Source organism: Allorhizobium undicola ORS 992 = ATCC 700741 (genome assembly GCF_000621665.1).
GTDB classification, from domain to species: Bacteria; Pseudomonadota; Alphaproteobacteria; order Rhizobiales; family Rhizobiaceae; genus Allorhizobium; species Allorhizobium undicola.
Genome location: NZ_JHXQ01000001.1, coordinates 83942 through 107525, shown reverse-complemented (window position 1 = coordinate 107525; position 23584 = coordinate 83942). Strand labels below are relative to the sequence as shown.

The 23584-nt window shown below is 62.5% G+C and carries 21 protein-coding genes; all 21 read right to left on the bottom strand.

Annotated features, from left to right (window positions below):
* Positions 1–5: 5 nt before the first annotated feature.
* Entirely contained in the window at positions 6–2978 is a 2973-nt protein-coding gene (locus tag T424_RS0100560) for a bifunctional [glutamine synthetase] adenylyltransferase/[glutamine synthetase]-adenylyl-L-tyrosine phosphorylase (RefSeq protein ID WP_027485986.1), read from the bottom strand.
* A gap of 73 nt (positions 2979–3051) precedes the next feature.
* The gene (locus tag T424_RS0100555) at positions 3052–4455 is read right to left on the bottom strand and encodes a sensor histidine kinase (protein WP_027485985.1); all 1404 of its coding nucleotides are present in this window, start codon (positions 4453–4455) and stop codon (positions 3052–3054) included.
* Between the two features lie 2 nt (positions 4456–4457).
* On the bottom strand, positions 4458–5204 hold the full coding sequence (locus tag T424_RS0100550; protein WP_027485984.1) for a response regulator transcription factor: 747 nt from the start codon (positions 5202–5204) through the stop codon (positions 4458–4460).
* Between the two features lie 126 nt (positions 5205–5330).
* Positions 5331–6893, bottom strand: a complete 1563-nt coding sequence (locus T424_RS0100545; protein ID WP_027485983.1) for a Do family serine endopeptidase — start codon at positions 6891–6893, stop codon at positions 5331–5333.
* Positions 6894–7028: 135 nt separating this feature from the next.
* A complete protein-coding gene (locus T424_RS0100540; protein ID WP_027485982.1) occupies positions 7029–7499 on the bottom strand; it encodes a cytochrome c-type biogenesis protein in 471 nt (156 codons plus the stop codon).
* Entirely contained in the window at positions 7496–9484 is a 1989-nt protein-coding gene (locus T424_RS0100535; RefSeq protein ID WP_027485981.1) for a heme lyase CcmF/NrfE family subunit, read from the bottom strand. The genes T424_RS0100540 and T424_RS0100535 overlap by 4 nt, the downstream gene beginning before the upstream one ends.
* The gene (gene ccmE / locus T424_RS0100530; RefSeq protein ID WP_027485980.1) at positions 9481–9924 is read right to left on the bottom strand and encodes a cytochrome c maturation protein CcmE; all 444 of its coding nucleotides are present in this window, start codon (positions 9922–9924) and stop codon (positions 9481–9483) included. Before ccmE ends, T424_RS0100535 begins: the two co-directional genes overlap by 4 nt.
* On the bottom strand, positions 9921–11075 hold the full coding sequence (gene ccmI / locus T424_RS0100525) for a c-type cytochrome biogenesis protein CcmI (protein ID WP_027485979.1): 1155 nt from the start codon (positions 11073–11075) through the stop codon (positions 9921–9923). The genes ccmE and ccmI overlap by 4 nt, the downstream gene beginning before the upstream one ends.
* Before the next feature lie 235 nt (positions 11076–11310).
* A complete protein-coding gene (locus tag T424_RS0100520; protein ID WP_407921368.1) occupies positions 11311–11757 on the bottom strand; it encodes a hypothetical protein in 447 nt (148 codons plus the stop codon).
* 352 nt (positions 11758–12109) lie between these two features.
* Positions 12110–13513: a sensor histidine kinase gene (locus T424_RS0100510; RefSeq protein WP_027485977.1), complete on the bottom strand. Its 1404-nt coding sequence runs from the start codon at positions 13511–13513 to the stop codon at positions 12110–12112.
* Positions 13503–14177 carry a response regulator transcription factor gene (locus T424_RS0100505; RefSeq protein WP_027485976.1) on the bottom strand — a complete coding sequence of 225 codons (675 nt, stop codon included), beginning with the start codon at positions 14175–14177 and terminating at the stop codon, positions 13503–13505. The genes T424_RS0100510 and T424_RS0100505 overlap by 11 nt, the downstream gene beginning before the upstream one ends.
* Positions 14178–14355: 178 nt before the next feature.
* A complete protein-coding gene (locus T424_RS0100500) occupies positions 14356–14652 on the bottom strand; it encodes a hypothetical protein (protein WP_027485975.1) in 297 nt (98 codons plus the stop codon).
* Between the two features lie 172 nt (positions 14653–14824).
* Entirely contained in the window at positions 14825–15040 is a 216-nt protein-coding gene (locus T424_RS0100495) for a hypothetical protein (RefSeq protein ID WP_027485974.1), read from the bottom strand.
* Between the two features lie 29 nt (positions 15041–15069).
* Positions 15070–18909, bottom strand: a complete 3840-nt coding sequence (locus T424_RS0100490) for a baseplate multidomain protein megatron (RefSeq protein ID WP_027485973.1) — start codon at positions 18907–18909, stop codon at positions 15070–15072.
* Positions 18909–19343, bottom strand: a complete 435-nt coding sequence (locus T424_RS0100485) for an NlpC/P60 family protein (RefSeq protein WP_027485972.1) — start codon at positions 19341–19343, stop codon at positions 18909–18911. The genes T424_RS0100490 and T424_RS0100485 overlap by 1 nt, the downstream gene beginning before the upstream one ends.
* A gap of 470 nt (positions 19344–19813) precedes the next feature.
* Complete coding sequence (locus T424_RS0100480; RefSeq protein WP_027485971.1) at positions 19814–20704, bottom strand: DUF2163 domain-containing protein; 891 nt, start codon at positions 20702–20704, stop codon at positions 19814–19816.
* 428 nt (positions 20705–21132) lie between these two features.
* Entirely contained in the window at positions 21133–21768 is a 636-nt protein-coding gene (locus T424_RS0100475) for a DUF2460 domain-containing protein (RefSeq protein WP_027485970.1), read from the bottom strand.
* 94 nt (positions 21769–21862) lie between these two features.
* Positions 21863–22459: a phage tail tape measure protein gene (locus T424_RS0100470; RefSeq protein ID WP_027485969.1), complete on the bottom strand. Its 597-nt coding sequence runs from the start codon at positions 22457–22459 to the stop codon at positions 21863–21865.
* A gap of 57 nt (positions 22460–22516) precedes the next feature.
* Positions 22517–22711: a rcc01693 family protein gene (locus tag T424_RS0100465; protein WP_027485968.1), complete on the bottom strand. Its 195-nt coding sequence runs from the start codon at positions 22709–22711 to the stop codon at positions 22517–22519.
* Positions 22708–23091, bottom strand: a complete 384-nt coding sequence (locus T424_RS0100460) for a gene transfer agent family protein (RefSeq protein WP_027485967.1) — start codon at positions 23089–23091, stop codon at positions 22708–22710. The genes T424_RS0100465 and T424_RS0100460 overlap by 4 nt, the downstream gene beginning before the upstream one ends.
* Complete coding sequence (locus T424_RS0100455) at positions 23088–23498, bottom strand: phage major tail protein, TP901-1 family (protein ID WP_027485966.1); 411 nt, start codon at positions 23496–23498, stop codon at positions 23088–23090. The genes T424_RS0100460 and T424_RS0100455 overlap by 4 nt, the downstream gene beginning before the upstream one ends.
* Positions 23499–23584: the final 86 nt, after the last annotated feature.

The window sequence follows — 23584 nt, the reverse complement described above, 5'->3', positions numbered from 1 at the left end:
TTTTTCTACCCCGCCACCAGCGCCAGAAATATCTTGCGCACCGCCTTTGCGGTTTGTCGCACATGCGCTTCAAGCGTCTTGATGTCCGGGCAATCGCCAAGGCGCAGCAGCCGGTCCGTCAGCCCAGCCGGAGCATTGGCGCTATCCATCCCGCCTTCGATCGAGGCACGGATCAACTGGGACAGTTCGGTGTAAAGCATCAAGGCTTGCAAGATGGTCTCTGCATCCGAAGGGCTGAGCGTTTCTGGCGCAAGCTCTTGCAGGGCCTCCATGGTCGTCAGGCCCAGTTTCATCGGCCGGTCATCCGTCAGCCGCAGATATTGCGCCATGAACTCCAGATCGATCAGGCCTCCGGCCATCAGCTTGAAATCCCACACCCCCTGCGGCGGCTTTTCCTTGTCGATCAGGTCGCGCATTTCACGCACATCCGCCGCCACCTTTTGCCGGTCACGCGCAAGGCCCACCATTTCGCGAATGATCAGGCCCGCTTCGTCAATCAGCATGTCGTCGCCGGCAATCAGCCGTGCCCGCGTCAGCGCCATATGCTCCCAGGTCCAGGCCTCTTCCCGCTGATAGCGCGCAAAGGATTTAAGCCTTGTGGCGACCGGCCCCTTGTTGCCGGAAGGGCGCAGCCGCATATCCACTTCATAGAGCACCCCTTCCGCCGTGGGCGCGGACAAGGCGGCAATCAGCCGCTGCGTGAACCGCGTGTAATAGCGCACGGGATCCAACGACTTTGCCCCGTCGCTTTCGCCTGACTCATCGTCATGTTCATACAGCAGGATGAGATCGACATCCGAACCGGCAGTAAGCTCCCGTGAGCCAAGCTTGCCCATGCCCACCAGCGCCACGCGCCCCCCGGCAATGCGGCCATGCGCCAGTTCCATTTCGCTGCGCACGGCGCGATAAGCCTCCGCGATCACCAGATCGGCAAGATCGGTGAAGGCAAGGCCTGCGGCATCGCCGGAAATGGCACCCGTCAGCAGCCGAATACCAATCAAAAAGCGCTGCTCCGCCGCAAAAATGCGCAACCGGTCGAGAATATCCTCATAGATCCGCGCTCCACTCAGAAAGGCCGACAGCCGAACGGAAAGATAATCCCGCGTCGGAAGATCGCTCATGAGGCGCGGGTCGAGCATTCCGTCGAAGACATGCGGGCGCGCTGCAATCAGTTCCGCAAGCCTCGGCGCCGCAGCCATCACATCCACCATGAGTTCCAGAAGCGGCGGATTGCTGGCCAGCAGCGAAAACAGTTGGATACCTGCCGGAAGGCCGGAGAGAAACTGATCGAAACGCAGCAAGGCCTCATCGGCCCGCCGGCTCTTGCCGAAGCTTTGCAGGAGAAGCGGCGTCAGTTCCGTCAGCCTTTCGCGCGCTTCCACCGATTGCGTGGCGCGGTAGCGGCCATAATGCCAGGTGCGGATGACCCTCGAAATATCCCCGGCTCGCTCGAAGCCCAGCTTTTCAAGCGTGCGCAGCGTATCCGGATCGTCCTTCTGGCCGGTAAAGACGAGATTGCCGTCAACCGACAGCCCCTCCTCATGCTCGAAAAGCTGCGCATAGCGCCGTTCCACCACCCGCAGCCGCCTTTCCAGCGCGGCGGAAAATGCGGCCGCGCCATCAAAGCCCATCATCAGGGCAATGCGCTTCAATTCGGCTTCCGTCGTGGGCAGCACGTGGCTCTGCTCATCCCGCACCATCTGGATGCGGTGTTCGACATCGCGCAAAAACCAGTAGGCTTCCGTCAGTTCACCGGCGGTCGCGGCATCGATCCAGCCTGCCACCCGCAAGCCCTCCAGTGCAGCCTCGGTGCTGCGCAGCCGCAAATCGGGCATTCGTCCGCCTGCGATCAATTGCTGGGTCTGGGCAAAAAACTCGATCTCGCGGATGCCGCCGCGACCTAGCTTGACGTTATGGCCCTTGACCGCAATGGCCCCATGCCCCTTGTGAACATGGATCTGCCGCTTGATCGAATGAATATCGGCAATCGCCGCATAATCGAGATAGCGCCGATAGATGAAGGGCTGCATTTCCTTGATAAAGCCGCGTCCGGCGGCCAGATCCCCGGCCACGGGCCGCGCCTTGATGAAGGCGGCGCGCTCCCAGTTCTGCCCGCGCCCCTCGTAATAGATCAGCGCGGCCTCCACCGGAATGGCCAGCGGCGTAGACCCCGGATCGGGCCGCAGGCGCAGATCGGTGCGAAACACATAGCCGTCTGCCGTGCGTTCCTGGAGAATGCGGATCAGGCGGCGCATCATCCGCCCATAGGTTTCGCTGGCATCGTCAGGATCGATCAGGATTGCGCTCAGCGGCTCGAAAAACACCACGAGGTCGATGTCGGACGAGTAGTTCAGCTCCATGGCGCCGAGCTTGCCCATGCCCAGCACCACCAATCCGCTGCCGGTAGATGGCGCCGCCCGGTCCGGCAGGCGAAGCTTGCCGCCGTCATGGGCCTGAAGCAGCAGATGGTCGATGGCCGAGGCAATCGCCGCATCGGCCATGCGGCTGAGCCAGGCTGTGGTGCTGCGGGCATCATGCACGCGGCCAAGATCGGCCAGCGCCAGCAAAAAGGCCAGCTCCCGCTTGGCACGGCGCAGCCGCGCCATCACCTCCGCTTCGGCGGGGGCTGGCCCCTCTCCCTCTGGCATCCAGGCCGTTCGGGCTGCCTGAACAAGAGCCTCCAACCGGCCTTCCAACGGCTCCTTGGCAGCCGATAGCAGCAAGGCAGGCCGAAACTCCAGCGTCTCACGCAGAAAAGGTGAAAGCGTCAACGCCGCCGCCAAAAAGGCGCGCGCCTCGTTTTCCGATCCGGTATCAGCTGCCAGCAGATCGGCAAGATCAGGCTCGGCACGGGCGAGATCCTTGAAAATGGCGTTCACCGTCTTCAATTCCGTCTTGTTCAAAGGCTGAAGAACCCCCGGCCTCACCCGTGAAAGAAGGCTCGCGCCCTCCCCGCCACCCGTTGCCTCATCCCTCATCATGCCTTGCCTCCCAGCCTTGGCCTTGCAGCCCGTCTTCCCGATCTCCGTTTCGCTGCGGCCGGATTATGGCCTATCCCTTGAAGACAGGGAAAAGCATGGTCGCCGTCAGGCCCGGAGAGGACGGGGCATCCTCTCTGGTGGCAGACAGTTCCAGCCTGCCGCCATGCAGGGCCATCACCGCCTCCACCAGCGAAAGTCCAAGCCCGGTGCCCGGCTTGCTGCGGCTTTCATCCAGCCGCACGAAGCGCTTGACGGCATCCTCCCGCCGATCTGCCGGAATGCCCGGCCCCTGATCCGCCACCCAAAGCCGCACATTCACGCCATCGCAGACAAGGCCCAGGCGAATTTCGCTGCCGCCGTCTCCGGCATATTTTATCGCATTGTCGAGAAGATTGAAAATGGCCTGACCGATCAATTCACGATTGCCGCGCACCTGGCAGTTTTCCGCGATGTCGGATCGCAGCAGATAATTTGCCTCCTCCGCCACCGGCTCGTACAACTCCACGGTTTCTGCGGCGATGGTGGAAAGATCGAGATCGCTGAGTTCGGCAGCAATCGACCCTGCCTCCACGCGGGAAATCATCAGCAGGGCATTGAAGGTGCGGATCAACTGGTCGGATTCACCGATAATGCCTTCCAGCGCTTGGCGCCGCACCTCGCCGTCATCATGATCCAGCGCATCGACGGCGCGGTTGCGCAGCCTTGTCAGCGGCGTCTTGAGATCATGGGCAATATTGTCGGATACCTGCCGCAGCCCCTCGTTCAGCTTGCCGATACGTTCCAGCATTTCATTGAGCGACACCGAAAGCCGGTCGAATTCATCGCCGGAGCCCGTGACCGGCAGCCGCTGGGCAAGATCACCGGCCATGATCTTCTTGCTTGCCGCCGAAACCCTGTCGATACGCTTCAGCGCATTGCGGCCAATGCCGAACCAGATCACCACCGCCCCGCCGCCCATGATCGCCAGCGCCACCATCAATGCCCGGCGCACCAGATAACGGAAACGGGTGGGTTCGCCGAGATCACGGCCCACCAGAATGCGCAAGCCGTTATCGAGAATGATGACATGGGCAATCGCCAGATGATGCGGCGCGTTGCCGCTTTCCTCGTAGCGGTCGTAAACGAAGGGAAAATCCGTCCAGCCTGCATGATCCAGCACGCCGGGTTGCAGCGAGGCGACGTTACCGGCCATCATCTCGCCATTGGGCCCGGCAATCACGTAGAGATTGGCACCGGGCTGGCGCATCCGCCGTTCCATCAGCTTGAGAAGCCCGTTTACGCCCGCCCGCTCATAGACATTCTGGATGACGTTGACTTCCTGCTGCAAGCCTTCCCGCGTCTGCTGGTTCAGCAACCGCTCAGACAGAGCCGTGACGTAAAACACGAGAAATGCAGCACACAGCGCAAAAAGCAGAATGTAGAGCGCTGAAAACCGCACCGCCGTGGAGCGGAACATAACCCCCATCCGGCCCATGCTCAGCCTTCATCCTTGATCATATAGCCCGCGCCGCGCACGGTTTTCAAAAGCGGCTTGTCGAAATCCCGCTCGATCTTGGAGCGCAGCCGCGACACATGCACATCGATGACATTGGTCTGCGGGTCGAAATGATAGTCCCAGACATGTTCGAGCAGCATGGTGCGCGTCACCACCTGACCGGCATTTTTCATGAGATATTCCAGCAGGCGAAACTCACGCGGTTGCAGCAGGATTTCCTTGCCGCCGCGCCGCACTTCGTGGGAAAGCCGGTCAAGCTCGAGATCGCCGACGCGATAGACCATGTCCTGTTCCGGCGCGCCCTTGCGCCGCCCCAGAACCTCGACACGGGCCAGAAGCTCGGAGAAGGCATAGGGCTTGGGCAGATAATCGTCACCGCCTGCCCGCAGACCCGTAACGCGGTCATCCACCTGGCCGAGAGCCGAGAGAATGAGAACCGGGGTGTTGACGCCGCGCTTGCGCAGTTCCGAAATCACCGAAAGTCCATCGCGGCGCGGAAGCATCCGGTCGATAATCAGCACGTCATAGCTGTTTTCGCTGCCCATGAACAAACCCGCCTCGCCATCGCTGGCGTGGTCGGCGGTAATGCTGGCCTCGCGGAAAGCCTTCACCATATAGGCTGCGGCTTCCAGATCGTCTTCAATGACAAGTATCTTCATGCGCTGGACATTATCGGCCTCGCTCTTTTCTGCCCAGCCTGTTCTTTCCGTTTCAGCCATTTGTCCCATTGTCATCTTTCCCGGCGCTGAGGTTCTGGCGCATTTCCCGAGCAATAGCGCCACGCACTTTTCCCGAAACTGAAAAGGGGCCGCCGAACGCATCCGGCCGCCCCTTCCATGGTGAAGCAGAAAGGATCAGCCCTGGTTGACCGGCAATGCCACGAAGCGGCTGCCCTTGTCGGTCTGGATCTGGAACAGCGCCTTGCTGCGGCCGTCCTTCCTGGCCTGCTCGATGATCTTCGTGACGTCGGCGGGCTTGAAGACCTCCTGATTGTTGACGGAGGTGATCGTCTCGCCAGCCTTGATGCCCTTGTCGGCGGCGTCGGAGTCGGGATCGACATCGGTAATCGTCAGGCCCTTGCCGCCTTCGGCGGGCTGTACGGTAACGCCGAGACCTGCCAGCGCCTGTTCGGTTGCCGGAGCGCCACGATCTTCCTGGCTCTGATCGTCTTCGGGGCCGGTTGCCGCCTTGTCGTCTGTCGGCAGCTTGCCGAGATCGACCTTCAGCGAGGTTGCCTTGCCACCGCGCCAGACGGAAACGTCCACCTTGGTGCCGGGCGCGAAGGAGGCGATGCGGCGTGCAAGATCACGCGGGTCCTTCACCGGCTCGCCATTGACGGCGGTGATGACGTCGCCCTGCTTGATGCCAGCCTTTGCACCGGGAGAATCTGTCTGCGGTTCGGCAACCAATGCGCCGCGCGCTTCCGATAGGCCAAGCGAGTCGGCAATATCCTTGGTGACGGGCTGGATCTGCACGCCCAGCCAGCCGCGCTGGACCGAACCATTCTTCATCAGCGAGGCCACGACATCCTTGGCGGTGGAGGCGGGAATGGCAAAGCCGATGCCGACGCTGCCGCCGGACGGCGAGAAGATCGCGGTGTTGATGCCCACCACCTGGCCGCTCAGATTGAAGGCCGGACCGCCGGAGTTCCCCCGGTTCACGGCCGCATCGATCTGAATGTAATCGTCATAGGGGCCGGAGCCGATGTCACGACCGAAGGCCGAAACGATACCGCCCGTGACGGTGCCGCCAAGGCCGAAGGGATTGCCCACGGCCACCACCCAGTCGCCGACCTTGACCTTGTCGTCATCGGCCCATTGCACATAGGTGAATTTCTTGTTCGGCTCGTTGACCTTCAGCACGGCAAGATCGGTGCGCGGGTCCTTGCCCACCAGCTTGGCGTCGAGTTCCGTGCCGTCGTTCATCACCACCGTATAGGCCTCGCCATCGGAGACGACGTGGTTGTTTGTGACGATATAGCCATCTTCGGAAATGAAGAAGCCGGAGCCCTGGGCGGTCGGGCGCAGGCGGCGCGGCCGCTCGGCGCGCTGGTCGCCATGCGGGCCGCGCTCGGCGCGGGGACCGCCGTGACCGTCGGGGCCGGGCATTCCCCATTCCCGGAAGAAGCGCTTCAGCGGGTCGGGCAATTGATCGAAATCGCGGCCATTGAAGGAGAAGCTGTTGTCATCGGCCTCCTGTCGCGCATTGGACTGCACGCGGATGGACACGACAGCAGGCAGAACGGCCTCGACAACGCCGGAGAAGCTCGGCATCTGCGGCGCCTGCACATTCACCGGCGCGGCATAGGCGGGCATGGTCAGCGGCGCTGCACCTGCCAGCATCACAGCCGCCAGGCCCGCTGCCGTTCCGGCTTTCATGACCGACTTGAAACTGCGCGGGGTGTTCGTCTTCGACATGGGATCACCTTCATCTGTTATCTGAGAAATCGCAAACCGCTTTTCCTCGGTGGATGATCCACATATAGGTCAGCACATGTTACAGCGAACTGTCCGGCAGATGAAAATTTCGTAATGCGAAAGGCAATCTTCCGGTCAGGTTCCCGGCTCCTCTTCCATCAGCCGCTTCAGCCGCGCCTCTTCCTGTGGGGTCAGCGCCGCTATTGACCCGCGATCACCCCGGCGGCGCAGGTAAAGCAGGGCCGCCGCCCCACCAAAGGCCAGAAACAGGACTGGCGCGCCCCACAGCCCCAGAGTTTCGGGCGAAAGGCGCGGCTTCAGCAGCACAAACTGGCCATATCGGGATACGAGATAATCGATCACCTGTTCGTCGCTGTCGCCCTTGGAAATGCGCTCGCGCACCAGCAGGCGCAAATCCTTGGCCAGTTCCGCGTTGGAATCGTCGATGGACTGGTTCTGGCACACCATGCAGCGCAATTGCGTGGAAAGGTGGCGGGCGCGGGCTTCCAGCGCCGGATCGGCCAGAACCTCATCCGGGTTGACGGCCAGCGCCTGCGGCGCAAGGCTCAGGAGAAACAGGAGGATGGCGGCGCCAAGACGTTTCACTCCGCCGCCTCCAGCCCCTTTGTCGCAAGCGCTGCCCTGCGGCGCGGCGCGCCGACCCGCAGCCGCCGGTCGCTGAGCGACACCAGCCCGCCCAGCATCATCACCAGCGCCCCGCCCCAGATACAGGTGATCCACGGCTTCCACCAGATGCGCACCACCATGCCGCCATTGTCCATGGCATCGCCGAGAGAGACGTAAAGCTGGCTGAAGCCGAAGGTGCGGATCCCGGCTTCGGTTGTAGGCATCCGTCGCGCGGTGTAAAGGCGCTTGGAAGACCATACATCCCCCTTGGAAACCCCGCCACGGCGCAAGGTGAAGTGGCCCCTGTCTTCCGTGAAATTCGGACCCTTGCTGGAGCGCAGCCCGTCATAGGTAATGGCATAGCCACCGGCTTCCACCGTCTGGCCGGGCACCATTTCCACCACGGTTTCGGTCTGGAAGGTCGTGACCGCGACAATGCCCAGAACCGTCACGCCAAGCCCGGCATGGGCAAGGGCCGTGCCAAAGGCCGAGCGCGGCAGACCCGCCAGACGGCGCAGGGCAAGGGCAAAGGTCTGCTTGCCGAAACCGGCACGAAACCAGAGATCGGCACCTGCGCCGAACAGCAGGAAAAAGCCCGCCGCAAGGCCCGCAATTGCCAGAACCGGCCCGCCATTTTCGGCATAGTAAAGCCCAAGCCCCACCAGCAGCGAAAGACAGGCGGCCATGTATAACCGTTGCAGCGCCCCGGCAAGATCACCCCGCTTCCATGCCAGCATCGGCCCGAAAGGCACGGCAAGGATCAGCGGGATCATCAACAGGCCGAAGGTGAGGTTGAAGAAGGGCGCGCCGACCGAGATCTTTTCCCCCGTCAGCGTATCGAGAACCAGCGGATAGAGCGTGCCGATCAGCACGGTCGCCGTTGAGACCGTCAGGATGAGATTGTTGAGAACCAGCGCTCCCTCGCGGGAAATCGGGGCAAACAGCCCGCCCGCCTTCAGCCCCGGCGCGCGCAGCATGAACAGAAACAGCGCACCGCCAATGAACAGCATCAGAATGCACAGGATGAAAATGCCCCGGCTCGGATCGCTGGCAAAGGCATGAACCGAGGTCAAGACGCCGGAGCGCACCAGAAAGGTGCCGAGCAGCGAGAGCGAAAAGGTCAGGATCGCCAGCAGCACGGTCCAGATTTTCAGCGCATCGCGCTTTTCCATCACCAGCGCCGAATGCAGCAGCGCCGTTCCGGCAAGCCACGGCATGAAGGAGGCATTTTCCACCGGATCCCAGAACCACCAGCCGCCCCAGCCCAGTTCGTAATAGGCCCAATAGGAGCCCATGGCGATGCCAGCGGTCAAAAAAGTCCAGGCGGCAAGCGTCCAGGGCCGCACCCAGCGCGCCCATGCGGCATCGATGCGTCCTTCGAGAAGTGCTGCAATGGCGAAGGAGAAACAGACGGAAAAGCCGACATAACCCAGATAAAGCAGCGGCGGATGCACCGCCAGCCCCGGATCCTGAAGCACGGGGTTGAGATCCTGCCCCTCTGCGGGGGCGGGGTTGAGCCGCAGAAAGGGATTGGACGTCAGAAGAATGAACAGCAGAAAGGCCACCGTAATCCAGGCCTGCACCGCCAGCACATTGGCCTTGAGCCGCACCGGCAGGTTGACGCCGAACCCCGCCACCATGGCGCTGAACAGGCACAAGATCAGCAGCCACAGCATCATGGAGCCCTCGTGATTGCCCCAGACACCGGAGAAACGATAGATGGCAGGCATCAGCGAATGCGAGTTCTGATAGACGTTGAGCAGCGAAAAATCCGACACCAGATAGGCATGGGCCAGCACGGCAAAGGCCAGCACCACCAGCAAGAACTGCGCGAAGGTGCCGGTAACGGCGGTTCGCATCAGGGCCTGATCGCCACGCCTTGCGCCGATCACCGGCAGAATGGAGGTGACGATGGCCGCCGCCAGCGCCAGCACGAGGGCATAATGGCCAAGCTCGATTATCATTGCCCCTCTCCCTTCCAGACGCCGTCCTTCTTCATCCGGTCGGCCACTTCCTTGGGCATATATTTCTCGTCATGCTTGGCCAGCACGGTATCGGCCGCAAACAGTGAACCGCCTGCATCGAACACGCCTTCCGTCACCACGCCCTGCCCCTCGCGAAACAGATCCGGCAAAATGCCGGTATAGGTCACGGGCACGCGGGCGCTGCCATCCGTCACGGCAAAACGAACGGTGGAACCGCCCCCGCGCTCTACGGAACCGGCCTCGACCAGCCCGCCCAGCCGAATGCGCGTGCCGGGGCCAACGGGGGTCTTGGCAAGATCGGAGGGCATGTAGAAATAGGAAACCGATTGGCCGAAGGCGAAGAGGATGAGAATGACCGCGGCCATGATGAAGCTCATGCCACCGGCAATCACCGCCAGACGTTTCTGTTTGCGCGTCACTTCAATGCCTCCTTCACCGGCAGGCCCAGTTCTTCGGCCATGGCCAGCAATTGCTGCCCCTGTGCACCCGCCGCCGGAAAGGCCTTGAGGCTTTCCTTCAGGGTGGCCATGGCCTTGTCCTCTTCCTTCAGCACCGCATAAGAGCGCAGAAGCCGCATCCAGCCGTCGAAATTGTCAGGTTCGGCCTTCAGCTTCGCATCGAGGCCATCCACCATGGCGCGGATCATCTGCTGGCGATCGGCGCCCGAAAGGGCGCTGGCGGCCTTCACATCGTCCGGCGTCGGGTTGCCGGGCGCCGAAGACGGCGCCTGCACCGGCCCGCCGGCCAGCGGCCCACCGCCATTCCTGGCAATATGCCGGGCCACGATCTCCTGCCAGGGTGCGTTTGGCGGCGAGCTTTCGGCAATCGCCCGGAAAGCCTGCAAGGCCTTCTGCCGCTCGCCGGACTGTTCCAGCGCCAGCGCAAGATAATAGGCTGCGCGCGGATTGCCGGGCTCCAGCGCCAGAGCCTGCCGGAAAAGCGCCTGCGCCTCGTCGCTCACCACACCGTCGCGACCGGCCAGCAGCACCTCGCCCAGCCCGTTCAGCCTGTCGGCACTGGGACCGTTCAGCCGCACACTGTTGCGATAGGCAAGCTCGGCATCGCCCATGCGGTTCATGCGCGCATAAATCGGCGCCAGCACATCCCAGCCAGCCCCGTCATCGGGGTTCTGCATCAAATGCCGCTCGGCCTTGGCAACCAGCAGGTTCATATCATTGCCGGGATTTTCCAGCCGCGCCTCCAGCGGCTGCGACGGCATACCGGGCGTACCGATCAGCAAATAAAGACAAAGCGAAACGGCAGGGATCACCACCACCACGAAAGCCTGCGCCAGACCATTTCCAGAAAAAGTGGAAACCGCCCCGGCTTCCCCCCGCGCATCGGCGGCCAGAAGCCGCCTGGCAATCTCGGCGCGGGCATTGTCCGCATCTCCGGCCGGAATCAGACCTGCGGCCTTGTCCCGTTCCAGCTCACGCAATTGATCGCGATAAATGGCGATATTCGCCGCACGGGCATCGTCGATCCCTCGCGCCGCCGTGCGCGTCAGGGGCAGGAGAAAGGCCGCCGCCACGCCAAAGGTCAAAACGGCAATTGCAATCCAGAACAGCATGATCCCGTCATTTCCGCCCATGGGCTCGCGCCCATAATGTCACATGGGCTCGCGCCCATATCATGTAAAATGGGCTCGCGCCCATATCATGTAAAATGGGCCCGCGCCCATATCAGGTCCAACAGACCAGCCGTCCATGCCAGGCATGGAGCGAAGCCGTCCGCAAACCGCTATAGACGGGAGTGGTGCCGCGAACCTTGACGCAAGTCAAATAAACTTCGGCAAATTGCCCGCCTCAGTTCAGGGGTGTCCAGGTGCCGTCCTCATTGCGGCAGGCGGCCCCCTTGGCTTCGAAGGTCCGCGCCTTGACGGATACGCCATGGGTATATTGCCGGCAGTTCTGGTTGCCCACCTGATAGGGTGCTGCCGCAACGACCTTGCCGGACACGTCGTCATCTTCCCAGGTCACGGCCTGACCGCTTGGAGAGGTTTCCAGCGCGCGATATTCGGCTTCCAGCGCCCGCTGCGTCTCGCCCTTGGAAAGACTTGCGCCCGAGCGGGAAACGATGCCGCCCTGCAAGGCCGCAAGATAGACGGCGGAGCGGTTTTCCTTGCGCGGACCGAACAGGCCGCCACCGGCATTTTTTGTCGTAACACAGGAAGAAAGGCCGAAAACCACCGCCATCAGCGACATCATCAATCCGGTCCGGCCGCATCTGTTCATCATTCCTGCCTGTGTCATGCCGCAACTCGCTTTGCCCCGTCCCAAACCCGGCATTCAGAACCACAGCTTTTTCCAAACGCACGAAATTGGCTCTTATGCATTGAAATCCAACATTATTTTTAGAGCGGTTCATTGTTTCACGGAAACATTGAACCGCTCTGACTATTTGCTTTTACGCATTTTCAGACGGAAAACCGGCTTCCACTTTTCCTGAAAATGCTCCAGCGCCCGCCCGATTCCGGCACCAATTACCGGCCAGTAGAGCATTTTTCGCCGGAACAGGAAATAAAAAACACTCTAACCCTTTGTTTTAAAGGATAACTCAAAGCGTCAGTCTTTTGCCATATGAATGGCGATGCGAGATCGCCGCTCAGGCCAGACCGTCGCGGCCGATTGCCGGCAGCACCAGACGGGCCTTCAGCCCCCCGGCCTGCGACCGCATCAGGTCAAGCGTGCCCTGATATTCCGAGGTGATTTCCTTGACGATGGACAGGCCAAGACCGGTTCCGGGCTTGCTTTCATCGAGCCTTCGGCCACGTTTCATCGCCTCGACGATCTGTCCGGGCTCAAGGCCGGGGCCATCATCCTCCACCACCACCTCCACCCAGCTCTTGCGGGCCGGATCGAGCCCCGCCTCTCCGGGCGGAAGCTGACTTATGGTGATCGTCACCGTGGTTTCGGCATGACGGGCGGCGTTTTCCAGCAGGTTGCCGATGGTTTCCTCAAGATCCTGGCTTTCCATGGCGAGTGCTGGCGGCGAAGCCTCGATCTGCATGTCGAACGTCTTGTCGGGGTTCAGCTTGCGCATCACCCGCACCAGCCGCTCCACGACCGGCTCCACCTCGGCGCGCGATAGCACGGATTCGCGCTGGGCGGCAATGCGGGCACGGTTGAGATAGGAGCTGACCTGCGCCTGCATGGCGTCGGCCTGCGCCTTCACCACCTCGTCATGCGGGGCGCTGATCGCCCGCGCCTCGTTGACCAGCACGGCAAGCGGCGTTTTCAGCGAATGGGCCAGATTGCCCACCTGCATTCGCGCCCGCTCCACGATGCGCCGGTTGCTGTCGATCAGCGCATTGATCTCGTTGGCCAGCGGCTCGATTTCACGGGGAAAATCGCCCTCGATGCGCTCCGCCTCGCCGCCGCGAATGCGCTCCAGGGCGCGCCGCGCCCTGTCCAGCGGCTTCAGCCCGAACACGATGGTGATGGCGTTGACGAACAGGCCGCCAAAACCGAAAAGCGCAAGGGCGGCGTAGAGCCTGCGCGAAAAGCCCTGAATATCCTCTTCCACCACCTTGAGATTGCCCGAAACGCGAAAGCGCGCCGCCCGCCCGCTTTCATCCAGAATAACCTCGGTTTCGGCAATGCGCAGACGGTTGCCGAACGTGTCGGTCATGCCATAGAAGCGCTCGTAATTCTGGTCGAAGGGGGCCTGTTCGAAGCTCGGCACCGGCAGGTTGGTCAGCCCCAGCGAGGTGGAGGCCAGCGGCGCGGCATTAAAGGAGCCCAATGGCTCCACCAGCCAGTACCAGCCGGTTCCCGGCTGCGAAAAGCGCAGATCGCCAAGCGCCGGACTGCCGGTCAGGCTCTCATTGTCGCCCACCGAAACGGAATTGACGACATTATAGAGCTGGGCGCGCAAGAGATCGTTGAAGGAGCGCTCCGCCCCCTGCCGGTAAAGCGCCGAAATGACCACGGCAATGGTCACAAGCGCAATGGAATACCACAGGGTCGCAAACAGCAGAACGCGAAGGGTGAGCGATTTAACCCGCAGCATTGTCCGGCGCTTTGATGCGATAGCCAAGCCCGCGAACGGTTTCGATCATATCCAGCCCGATCTTCTTGCGCAGACGCCCGACAAACACCTCGATCGTGTTGGAATCGCGGTCGAAATCCTGGTCGTACATATGTTCGACCAGTTCCGTGCGCGAGACGACCTCATCCATGTGATGCATGAGATAGGACAGAAGCCGGAACTCGTGCGAGGTCAGCTTCAGCGCCTTGCCCGACAGCGTGACCTTGGAACTCTTGGTATCGAGCCGCACGGGGCCGCAGGCAATTTCGGACGAGGCGTGACCGGCAGCCCGGCGAATGAGGGCGCGAATGCGCGCCAGCACCTCCTCCACATGGAAGGGCTTGGTCACATAATCATCGGCGCCCGCATCGATGCCCGCCACCTTGTCGGACCAGCGGTCGCGGGCCGTCAGGATCAGCACCGGCATGGTGCGCCCTCCCGCACGCCATTTTTCCAGCACCGTGATGCCATCCATGGATGGCAGGCCGATGTCGAGAATGACGGCATCGTAAGGCTCGGTATCGCCCAGAAAATGACCTTCCTCGCCATCGGTGGCCTGATCGGTCACATAGCCGGCCTCCTGAAGGGCCTCGACCAGCTGGCGGTTCAGATTGGCATCGTCCTCGACGACCAGTATGCGCATGGGGGTGCTGTCTCCGTGGAAGAACCACCGGCGCGTCCGCCAGCGGCTGGCAAAGGGTTTACAGCGGTTCAGGGTTTCACGGAAGCGCTGAACCGCCTTAAGTTTTTAATTTACGCATTTCCGGACGGAAAACCGGCATCCACTTTTCCCGATAACCAGCCATGCACGCACACGGACGCTATTTGGAAACCTGAACCGTCATCTTGCGCGGGCGCGCATTGTCGCCAGAGCCCGGCACCAGCATGGTGATAACGCATTGGCCGCCGGAAAGACGAACGGAAAGAAGCTGGCCGCCGGTTTCCTCCACGGCGCGGGAGGCGGCGCTGCGGCAATCGACGCGGTCGTTGCCATCGGCATTGTCGGCGTCGCTGCGCTGGTTGTCCACCGGCACGACCAGCCCGGAAATGTCGGGCACGCTCGTCGTTGCGCCGGGCAACATCACCCAGGCAATCAACGCCGCCGTAATACTGGCCATGATCGACTTTGATCGCATTTACCGCCACTCGCCGCATTTCAAATCCTGACATGATTTTTACGCGCTTGCGGCTGAATGGCAAATGAATGCTTCGCAATCTTGCCGGAGAGATGGAAAAAACCACGCAAATTCAGCGACCTGCACGGTGTTCCGTCGCCCCGGCAAGGCCTCTTTACTTGGCGGGAGCAATCTCCTTTTTCGCCCGCAGGCGCCCGTAAAGGGCAAGCAGGCCGCCTGCCGCCCCGGCCAGCGCTACCAGCTGGTCGCTGAGTGCGGCCTGATCGGCCACCGCAAGATCGATGCCGGACATATGCAGCCCGGCTGCGGCAATCGCCACCAATGCGCCCCAGACGGTGCGCGATACATACCACGGTTTCGTCTCGTTCATGTCCTGTCCTTTCCTCGTTGAAAAACCCGTCACCATGAAAATGTCCGGCTGGCCGCAATGCCCGCCGCATAGCGGCCAAGCTGGCGCACGCTCAGCGTCAGCCCGGCAGGCGCCTGACCGAAATCGGCAATCTGCGCCAGCAGGCCATAGGTGTAGGCTGGCGATGTCAGCGTCACGCTGCGCCGCAGGCCACCGGCCTGATCGGCAATCTCCAGCCGGTAGCTCTCGCTTTCCTCCTCCAGCGGAATATCGCTTGCCGTCCAGTTGTCGGCATCCACCCGCCCGCGCCGCACGAAGCTTATGGCAATATCACCGCCGGAAAGCCGCCTTGCCCTGAGATGCGCTGGCGAAAGCGGCGTTTCGGCCCTGATCCCGCCGGTGAAACTTTCCGGGCCGATGCTGGCAAGCGTGGTACCGGCCGCCTCGGCAATCAGGTTCATCGTCAGGCCTATTTCACTGGTGGACAGCGAAAGCGACTGCGCCGCCCCATCCAGCGCCACCACGGTTGCGCCGCTGGATGCGCCTGCCGCCATGGCGTCTTCCGTGCCGTAAAGTCCGCGCAAAAGGCCCGAAAGCTGCCATTGGCCGCTGGCAATCTCGCTGGCATCGGTGAAGGACAGAAGCTCCCACACGCCGTTATCGGCCAGCACCGCCAGAAGATTTGCGCCGTTCAGCACCGAAAGCTGCGAGGCTGCGGCAAAACTGCCAAAGGCAAGCTCCACCACCATGCGGTTGGCCCGGTCAAAGCGCCCGCTGACGCCTGCGGCAAGGGCGCCCGCCAGCGTGCCCATGCTGGCGGGCCGCGACAGCACGGCGCGGCTCTCATAATTTTCCGTGGTGGCGGAAGAGGAAATCACCATTTTCCGCCAGGGCTTGGCAAAGCCCGCCACGCGGGCAAAGCTGCCCGTATCGCCACTTTCGAAACGCGGCAGATCCATATAGGCAATGAGCGGCGAAAAGCCCTGTGCCGCGCGGTTTGCGCTTGCCCGCCCGGTGGCCGCCACCGAAAGTGCGAGGGGAACAGGCGGCGCCACTTCGCGCAGTTCCAGCGAAAGCCCGTCGCTCTCTTCCAGCCGGGAAATCATGAAGCGGCCCGCCGGTCCCTCGTTCAGCGTCAGCACATCGCCCGGCTGCAAGGCCAAATGCGACGGCGCAAGCGAAAGCGTCAGCCCGCGCCGCGACAGACGGTGATCGCGCAATTGCGCCTCAGCCGCCGCAAGCGCCAGCCCCTCATCCAGCACGGCCGGCAGGCTAAGCGAGATCAGGCTTGCCGCACTGCCCGCCAGTTGCCGCGAGCGGGCGCTGGCATCTTCGTAATCCTGCGCCGGATCGGCAAAGCCCAGCACGGCCTGCCCGGCATAATCGGCCAGATCGCCACGGCTTTCCTGCCAGAGCGGCTGATCCTCCTGATCGACAAAGGCCTCCACCCCGATTGCCGGCAGGCTCACCGCCTGGCGGGAGCGAAAGGCAAGCTTGCCCTCCACCTCCATCACATCCAGAAGAAAGGCCTGCAACAGAGGCTCGATCAGGCTGCGGGCGGAAGCCACATCTCCCTGCACATAGCCCGGCAAATCGCCGGTGACGGCGGAAACGTCGAAATCGGCAAAGCCGTGATCGGTGAGAATGGCGGCAATCACCTCAGCCAGCGTGCCAGCGCCAAGCCTGCCATTCAGCCAGTGGCCGGTGCGCCAGTTATCGCCATCGGTCCAGAGGCTGGTATCGTAGGGAAAGGCGGGAAAGGGCCGCGCATCCCAGGTCCACAGAAAGATATGCGCCGGATCCACCATGCCCGCGGGCGCATTTCCCCCCGTCCACCAGTCGAGATGCGCCTCCAGAAACCGCCGCTGCATGGCATCGGAGCGCGCACCCGAGGAAAAATAGGGCAGCGCGTTTTCCGAGGATTTCTGATCGGGAAACACATTGGGCTGGTTTGCCGCCCGCTCCACCGCCGCGCAGCCGAGTTCGGTAAACCACAGCGGCTTCATCTTCGGCTGCCAGGCCGTCGGGCTTGCCACTTCCACGCCGTTGAAGCGGTTATAATGAAGATTGCTCCACCAGCCCTCCAGATCCTTGTAGCGATAGAGCCAGTGGCGGCCCTTCAACCCGTCGGAAATGGCGCTGCGGCGGCGCACCTGCCGGTCGGCCTCGCTTGCATAATACCAGTCATAGCCCTCCCCGGCGACAATCTGGCCCTGCAAACCCGCCCTGTCATCGGCCAGCACGAAACCATCGGGATGGGCGGCGGTAAAATCGCCATCCTGCCAGTCGGCCAGCGGCATGTAATTGTCGATCCCCACCGCATCGATGGCCGCCGATGCCCAGAGCGGATCGAGATGAAAGAACACATCGCCCGAACCGTCGGCGGGGTGATAGCCGAAATACTCGCTCCAGTCCGCGCCATAGGTGATGCGGCTTGCCTGCCCCAGCACGGCACGCACGTCTTCGGCCAGTGTCATGAGACCGTCCACGAAGGGAAAGCGGTTGGCGTCGTTGCGCAGTGTGGTCAGCCCGCGCAGTTCAGAGCCGATGATGAAGCCATCCACCCCGCCCGCCAGCGCTGCCAGCCGGGCATAATGCAGAACCATCCGGCGATAGCCGCTATCGCTGCCGCCATAGATCAGGATATTGCCGATGGCGGCGAAGTCCGATGCCTTGGCCGAGCCCAGAAAGGCCGTAACGATTGCATCGGTCGCAGCCGTGCAATCCGGCGTTCCCGCCCTGCCGGGGGCGGGATGGCAGGTAATGCGCCCCCGCCAGGGATAGGCCGCCTGTTCGGTGCCGCCATAGGGGTCGGGCAGGCCGTTGCCGCTTTGAATATCCATCATCACGAAGGGGTAGAGAAACACCTTCAGCCCGCGTGCCTTCAGATCGGCAATGGCTTCCCGCACGCTCGTGTCGCAAGGGGTGCCGCCATAGGCGGGGCTGCCCTCCGGCTGGCTTACCAGATAGGCGCGCTCGCGTGTCAGCCCGCCCACGGTCCAGGCGCGGCTTTCCTTGCGGCTGGCCTGTTCCACGCCGGGTAAAATGGCGCAGTGGTCGGCCCTCAGATCCGTGCCGAACCAGCTGACCACCAGCGCCACGCTTTCCAGATTGGGGCAAAGCGCCTGCAATTCGTCCAGCGAGGCCGCCCAGTCGCTTGCCGCCACCAGCGTATTGCGGTTGATGACGCGCGAAGAGCCGCTGCCGGTCTTTTCCGTCACTTGCGTGGTGGCATAGCCATGCTCGGTTGCGCCGGGAATGATGGTGATGGCGCGAACGGCGTCTTCCAGCCCGCCCACCGCCCGCATCACCTCGAATTGCAGCACGGGTATACGGTTGCCGTAATCGTCGAGCGGCAGGCGTTCGAACACCACATAGGCAAGGCCGCGATAGGCCGGGCAATTGTCCTCGCCCTGTTTTGCGGCAATCAGCGGGTCCAGCGGCTGGTCTTCGGTGCCTGTATAGAAGCGCATCTCCACGTCCGTCAGGTCCAGCTCCTCGCCATCGGCCCATACCCGCCGCAGGGCCGAAACCGGGCCTTCGCACAGCGCCAGCGCAATATTGGCATAATAGCTGTAGGTCTTGGTGGTGGTGCTGGAAGCCTTGCTGCCGCTGCGCTCCTTCGTTACCTCCTCTTCAAAGCGCGTGGCCCAGATCAGCGTGCCGCCAAGGCGCGAGGTGCCGTAAAGGCGCGGCACCACCGCACCGTCGCTTGCCCCGCCGATCCGCGCCGTGGAAAGACGCGATCCCGTCACCGTCGTGCCGCCGATCAGGGCGCTGTCCACCGCATAGCCCGCCAGCGCGCCCGCCGCACGGCCAAGGATCGTCCCCACCGGACCAAACAGGCTGCCAAGCGCTGCCCCCGCCGATTGCAGAACCAGAGTCGCCATCATTCCACCTCAGGAAAACGAAAAATTCCGGCAATCCGCCGCTTCCACGACGGCACCAGCGCCGAGCGCGTCACCGCCGCCTGTTCGTAAGCGTGGATGAACACACCATCCCCCGCCCATATCCCCAGATGCTTGGCGGCATGGTGGGCGCGAAAGCGAAAAACCAGCACATCCCCCGGCTCCACGCTGCCAAAGCCCGGAACCGGCAAGAAATGCCGCCCTGCCGCATCAAGCAGCCGCTCCTCGCCGGAGCGCTCGGCCCAGTCCGGGCCATAGGCAGGCACCGCCTCCGGTTCGCAGCCGTAAAGCTCGCGCCACAGGCCACGCACCAGCCCCAGGCAATCGGCCCCCACGCCCTTTTCGCTTGCCTGATGCCGATAGGGCGTGCCGATCCACCCTTCGGCCAGCCGCAATACACGCTGCCCCGTCTGCATGGCCGCACCCCTCCAGGATCAAGTTTTCGCGATTTTATTGAAAGCCCACAGTACACGACGCTACGGTTTTGCGTGTGGTTTACCCCCCTCTGTCCTGCCGGACATCTCCCCCTCAAGGGGGGAGATCGGGCAAGATCAAGGCCCTGCCTAAATTCCTGAAAAACGCCGTCATCACACCTATTCTTTGAAGAATGGCGCTTTGTCCGTATTGCAATCTCCCCCCTTGAGGGGGAGATGCCTGGCAAGGCAGAGGGGGGTAGGCCACGCCACATACCTCAGCGTCGTGTACTGTGTTGAAACCCGCCTTCGCCACGCATTCCCGGACGCAAAACCGGCATCCACTTTTGACTGGGAATGCTTCTTTCAACGCATTCCCGGACGCAAAACCGGTTTCCACTTTTGACTGGGAATGCTTCTTTCAACGCATTCCCGGACGCAAAACCGGTTTCCACTTTTGACTGGGAATGCTTTTACTCAAACAGCACCGATCCATCATGCGTGGTCTTGCCGCTGACATAGGAATAGGCGAAATCCGAGCCCGGCATATGCGGAAAGCCGCGAAAATTGGCGGCATTGGCAAAGCTGTCGCGGCAGGTGGCAAAGCGTTTGTCGCAGCCAATATCCAGCCGCAGGCCATCGCCCGGCGAAAGCGTCACCTCCAGCGGCAGCCACAGGCTCAGCATCAGGCCGTCATCGGTGCTATTGCTGTCTTCGACATCCACTTCCAGGCCCTTTTCCGCCCCGCTGGTCACGCTCAGCCTGCCATGGCGAAAGGCCCCATCGGCAAAGCCCTCCACCCCGCCAATCAGCAGCCGGTCGGCGGCGGGCATGGAAAGAAGCGTTCCCGTCGCCCGTCGCCCCGCCTGCCCCATGTCGATGCCGCAGCGCTCATCACCCAGCCGGGCATCGCAACGGCGGCTGTACAGCCTGCCCTGCTGGCGCTCCAGCACGGCGGTAAAGCTGCGCAGCTCGGCGGAAAATTGCCCCGCCTGCCGCTTCACCTCGCCAATCAACTGCACCTTCAGCAGCGCATATTGCTCCGGCTCCTGCCAGTTCACCCGAAAAAGCTCGACCTTCGCCCCGTCATAACGGCCAGCCAGCAAATCGGCCTCGGTAATCGCGACACTGGAAAAGGCCCCAACCACCTCTGCCGCGGCGGCGGAAAGATCCGCCACCGCCTCGCCATCACTCATGGAAAATCCGCTTGCGGCCAAAAACACCGTGCCATCGAAGCTCAGGTCGCGATCATGATCGGTAAAGCCCAGCACCACGCCGTCGCTGCGCGTCACGCGCCAGGCCGTGGCAAGCGTCGTCGCCTCACCCGCGATATGCGCCGCGAAAGCCTCGGAAAATCCGCGCATCCGTCACTCCTTTCCTCATATCGCCGCCCGGTAGACGGCCCAAAGACTGTCCAGCGTCCCCGACGAGAGCGCACTCCCGCCGTGCCAGGCATCTTCCCCACTCGCCACGAGATTGGATAGCAAGTTCACTCCTTGTCGATCTCCACCCGTGAGGGGGAGATGCCTGGCAAGGCAGAGGGGGGTAGGCCACGCCACATGCCTAAGCGTCGTGTACTGTGCGCATCGGATGACCCGAAAACCGGTTCCCACTTTTCGGTCCGATGGCTTTTTTCACGCATCGGATGGCCCGAAAACCGGTTCCCACTTTTCGGTCCGATGGCTTTTTTTCACGCATCGGATGGTCCGAAAACCGGTTCCCACTTTTCGGTCCGATGCTTTTTTCACGCATCGGATGGCCCGAAGACCGGTTCCCACTTTTCGGTCCGATGCTAGGCCAATATCTCCACCAGCGGGATCGACGGAATGCTCCCCGCATTGAAGGCTTCCAGATTGACCTCCATCGTGTCGGTGTCGAAGCGTACCGGCACGTCGAATTCAAATCCCGCCTGTACGGCCACGCCCGTAGCTGGCGCTGTTGCAAGTGTCACCGTTCCGCTTGCCGCATCCAGCGTGAAATCGCCGGAGGCAAGCGCCACCCCGCCCACGGCAAGCTTCACCGTGCCGCTCACCGGCTTGGCGATGCTGCGGGTAAAGCCGCCCGCCGCATCGCCATAGGTTTTCAAAAGCTGGAAGCGCCGGTTGGCGCCGTCGCCATTGCCGATAAGCTGATCGAAAGCCGTCACCGCCTGTCCGGGCCGCGCTGACGCATGATCCAGCGGATCGCGAAAGCGAAAGCCGGTCAGCCGCCCCCGCCGCGCCTCGAAAAATTCCAGCACGGTGTAGAGATCGGCCAGGGATTTCACGCCCGAACCGGCATCATAGCTGCGGCGTGAACCGGCCCAGCGCTGGTTGCGGCTTTCCCGCCCGTTGGAAAGATTGACAATATCGGTGCGCCGCACCGGGCCGCCGCTGGTGGTCAGCGATACCCGCAGCGGAAAGCGCACCTCGTGAAACGCATCCGTCATCGGCCTGTCCGTTCAATGAGTAAGTGCTTTTTGGTATTTCCGTCGCACGACGGTTCCATGAAGTGTTCTCGGCAGAATGCTTCACCCTGAAACCTCACAGCCCGCGCTGGCCGCGCCGCACGCTTCTGGCCAGCATGGCGGAAATCTGTCCCTCGCTTTTGCGAAAGCTTGCCGCATCCTGCGCCTGCACGTTGAAGGTGACTTGCGAGCCACCGCCGCCGCCATGCATGGCAACGCCCAGCGAACCGTCGGCGCCGCGCTTCAGCGGCATGATCGCCTCCGAGCCCGCCTCGCCCATCAGCCCGAGATTGCCGCCATTCATGCCGAAATAGGTGGGGCTGGACACCACCCCGCCATTGGCAAAGGGCGTGATGGAGCCCGGCACGCCACCCTTTTCAAAGGCAAACAGCGAGGAAAGCCCGGAAGACAGGCTGGAGGTGGCGCTGCCCGCCAGCGAAGACAGCGCCGATTGCAGCGGCTGCAAGCCGGAATTAAGCGCAATGCCCGCCAGATTGGAGGCAAGCGATTTCAGCACGGTTTCAAGATCACTGCCGCCCACCGTGGCGCTTTTCAGCGCCGAGGTCAGCGCCGTGCCAAAGCTTTTCGAGCGCCCCTCGAGATCGGCGAGCGCGCTGGCCGCCGCCGAGGTGTCGAGGTTCAGCGCCAGCGAAAGGGTTTCGTCATCCGCCATGAATTGCCTCTTTCATATTCGGTTGTCGGAAAAATCGGGCCGCCGCCGCCATGCCGGTCAGTCGGGAAAGGCGGCCATCAGCGCGTCCAATCCGGCGCGGCTGAAGGCAGCGGGTGCGGGCTGCAAGGTGCCGCTCATGGCGGCAAATTCCAGCGGGCTCAGCCGCCAGAACAGCTCCGGTGGAAGCCGCAACAGGCACAGGCCAACATGCATTGCCGCCCCCCAGGGAAAGGGGGGCGGCGGCGATGTCACGTCCTGGCCTGTTGCGGCTCGCAAGGGTTTGGCCCCGCCTCCGGCGTGTCGCCCACGCCAAAGGTCAGCATCAGAAGATCACGCACGATGGCCGCACAGGCGCTGACGCCGCCTTCCACCACCATGTCCTCCACATCTTCATCGGAAAAGCGGTTGCCGCCCCCGCGCAAGCCCGCCGCCAGAATGCGGATGAGATCGCGGCTGCCCAGCCGCCCAGAAGAAAAGCGCGTGGCAAGCGCCGCCAGGCTTTCCGCGGCAAACGCGGTTTCCAGTTCGGCCAGCGCCCCCAGCGTCAGGCACAGAATGCGCCTTTCGCCGTCGATCACCGCCTCCACTTCGCCGCGCCGCCGGTTTGCACGTCCTGCAAGGGTCATGGTCATGCTGCCGCTCCGAAGCTGAGTTCGCCAGCCGATTCCAGCGCGATTTCGAATTTCAGCTCGCCGGAATGGTCGCCGGAATAATCCAGCGCCGTCACCTGGAACGGCCCGCTGACCGTACCAAAGGCCGGAATGATTACCTGCCACGACAAAATGGCCCCGGAAAAAAACGCCGCCCGCACCAGCGCATCGGACGACTGGTCCTTGAAAAGCCCCGCCCCGGAAACGGATGCGCGTTGCGCGCCCGCCCCCGCCAGCAGCTCGCGCCAGCGCCCGGCGCTGTCGGCATCCGTCACATCGACGGTCTCGGCATTGAAAGAAAGCTTTTTCGACCGCAAACCCGCAACCGTCACATAGACGCCGCCATCTGCAATCTTCAGCAGCAGGTCCTTGCCCTTCTGCACAACCATGGAAAACTCCTATCTCGAATATCTTGCTTGATAATGGCTCCGGCAGCTTGCGGCTGATCACCGCCACCTGAGCGATGGTCAGCCGC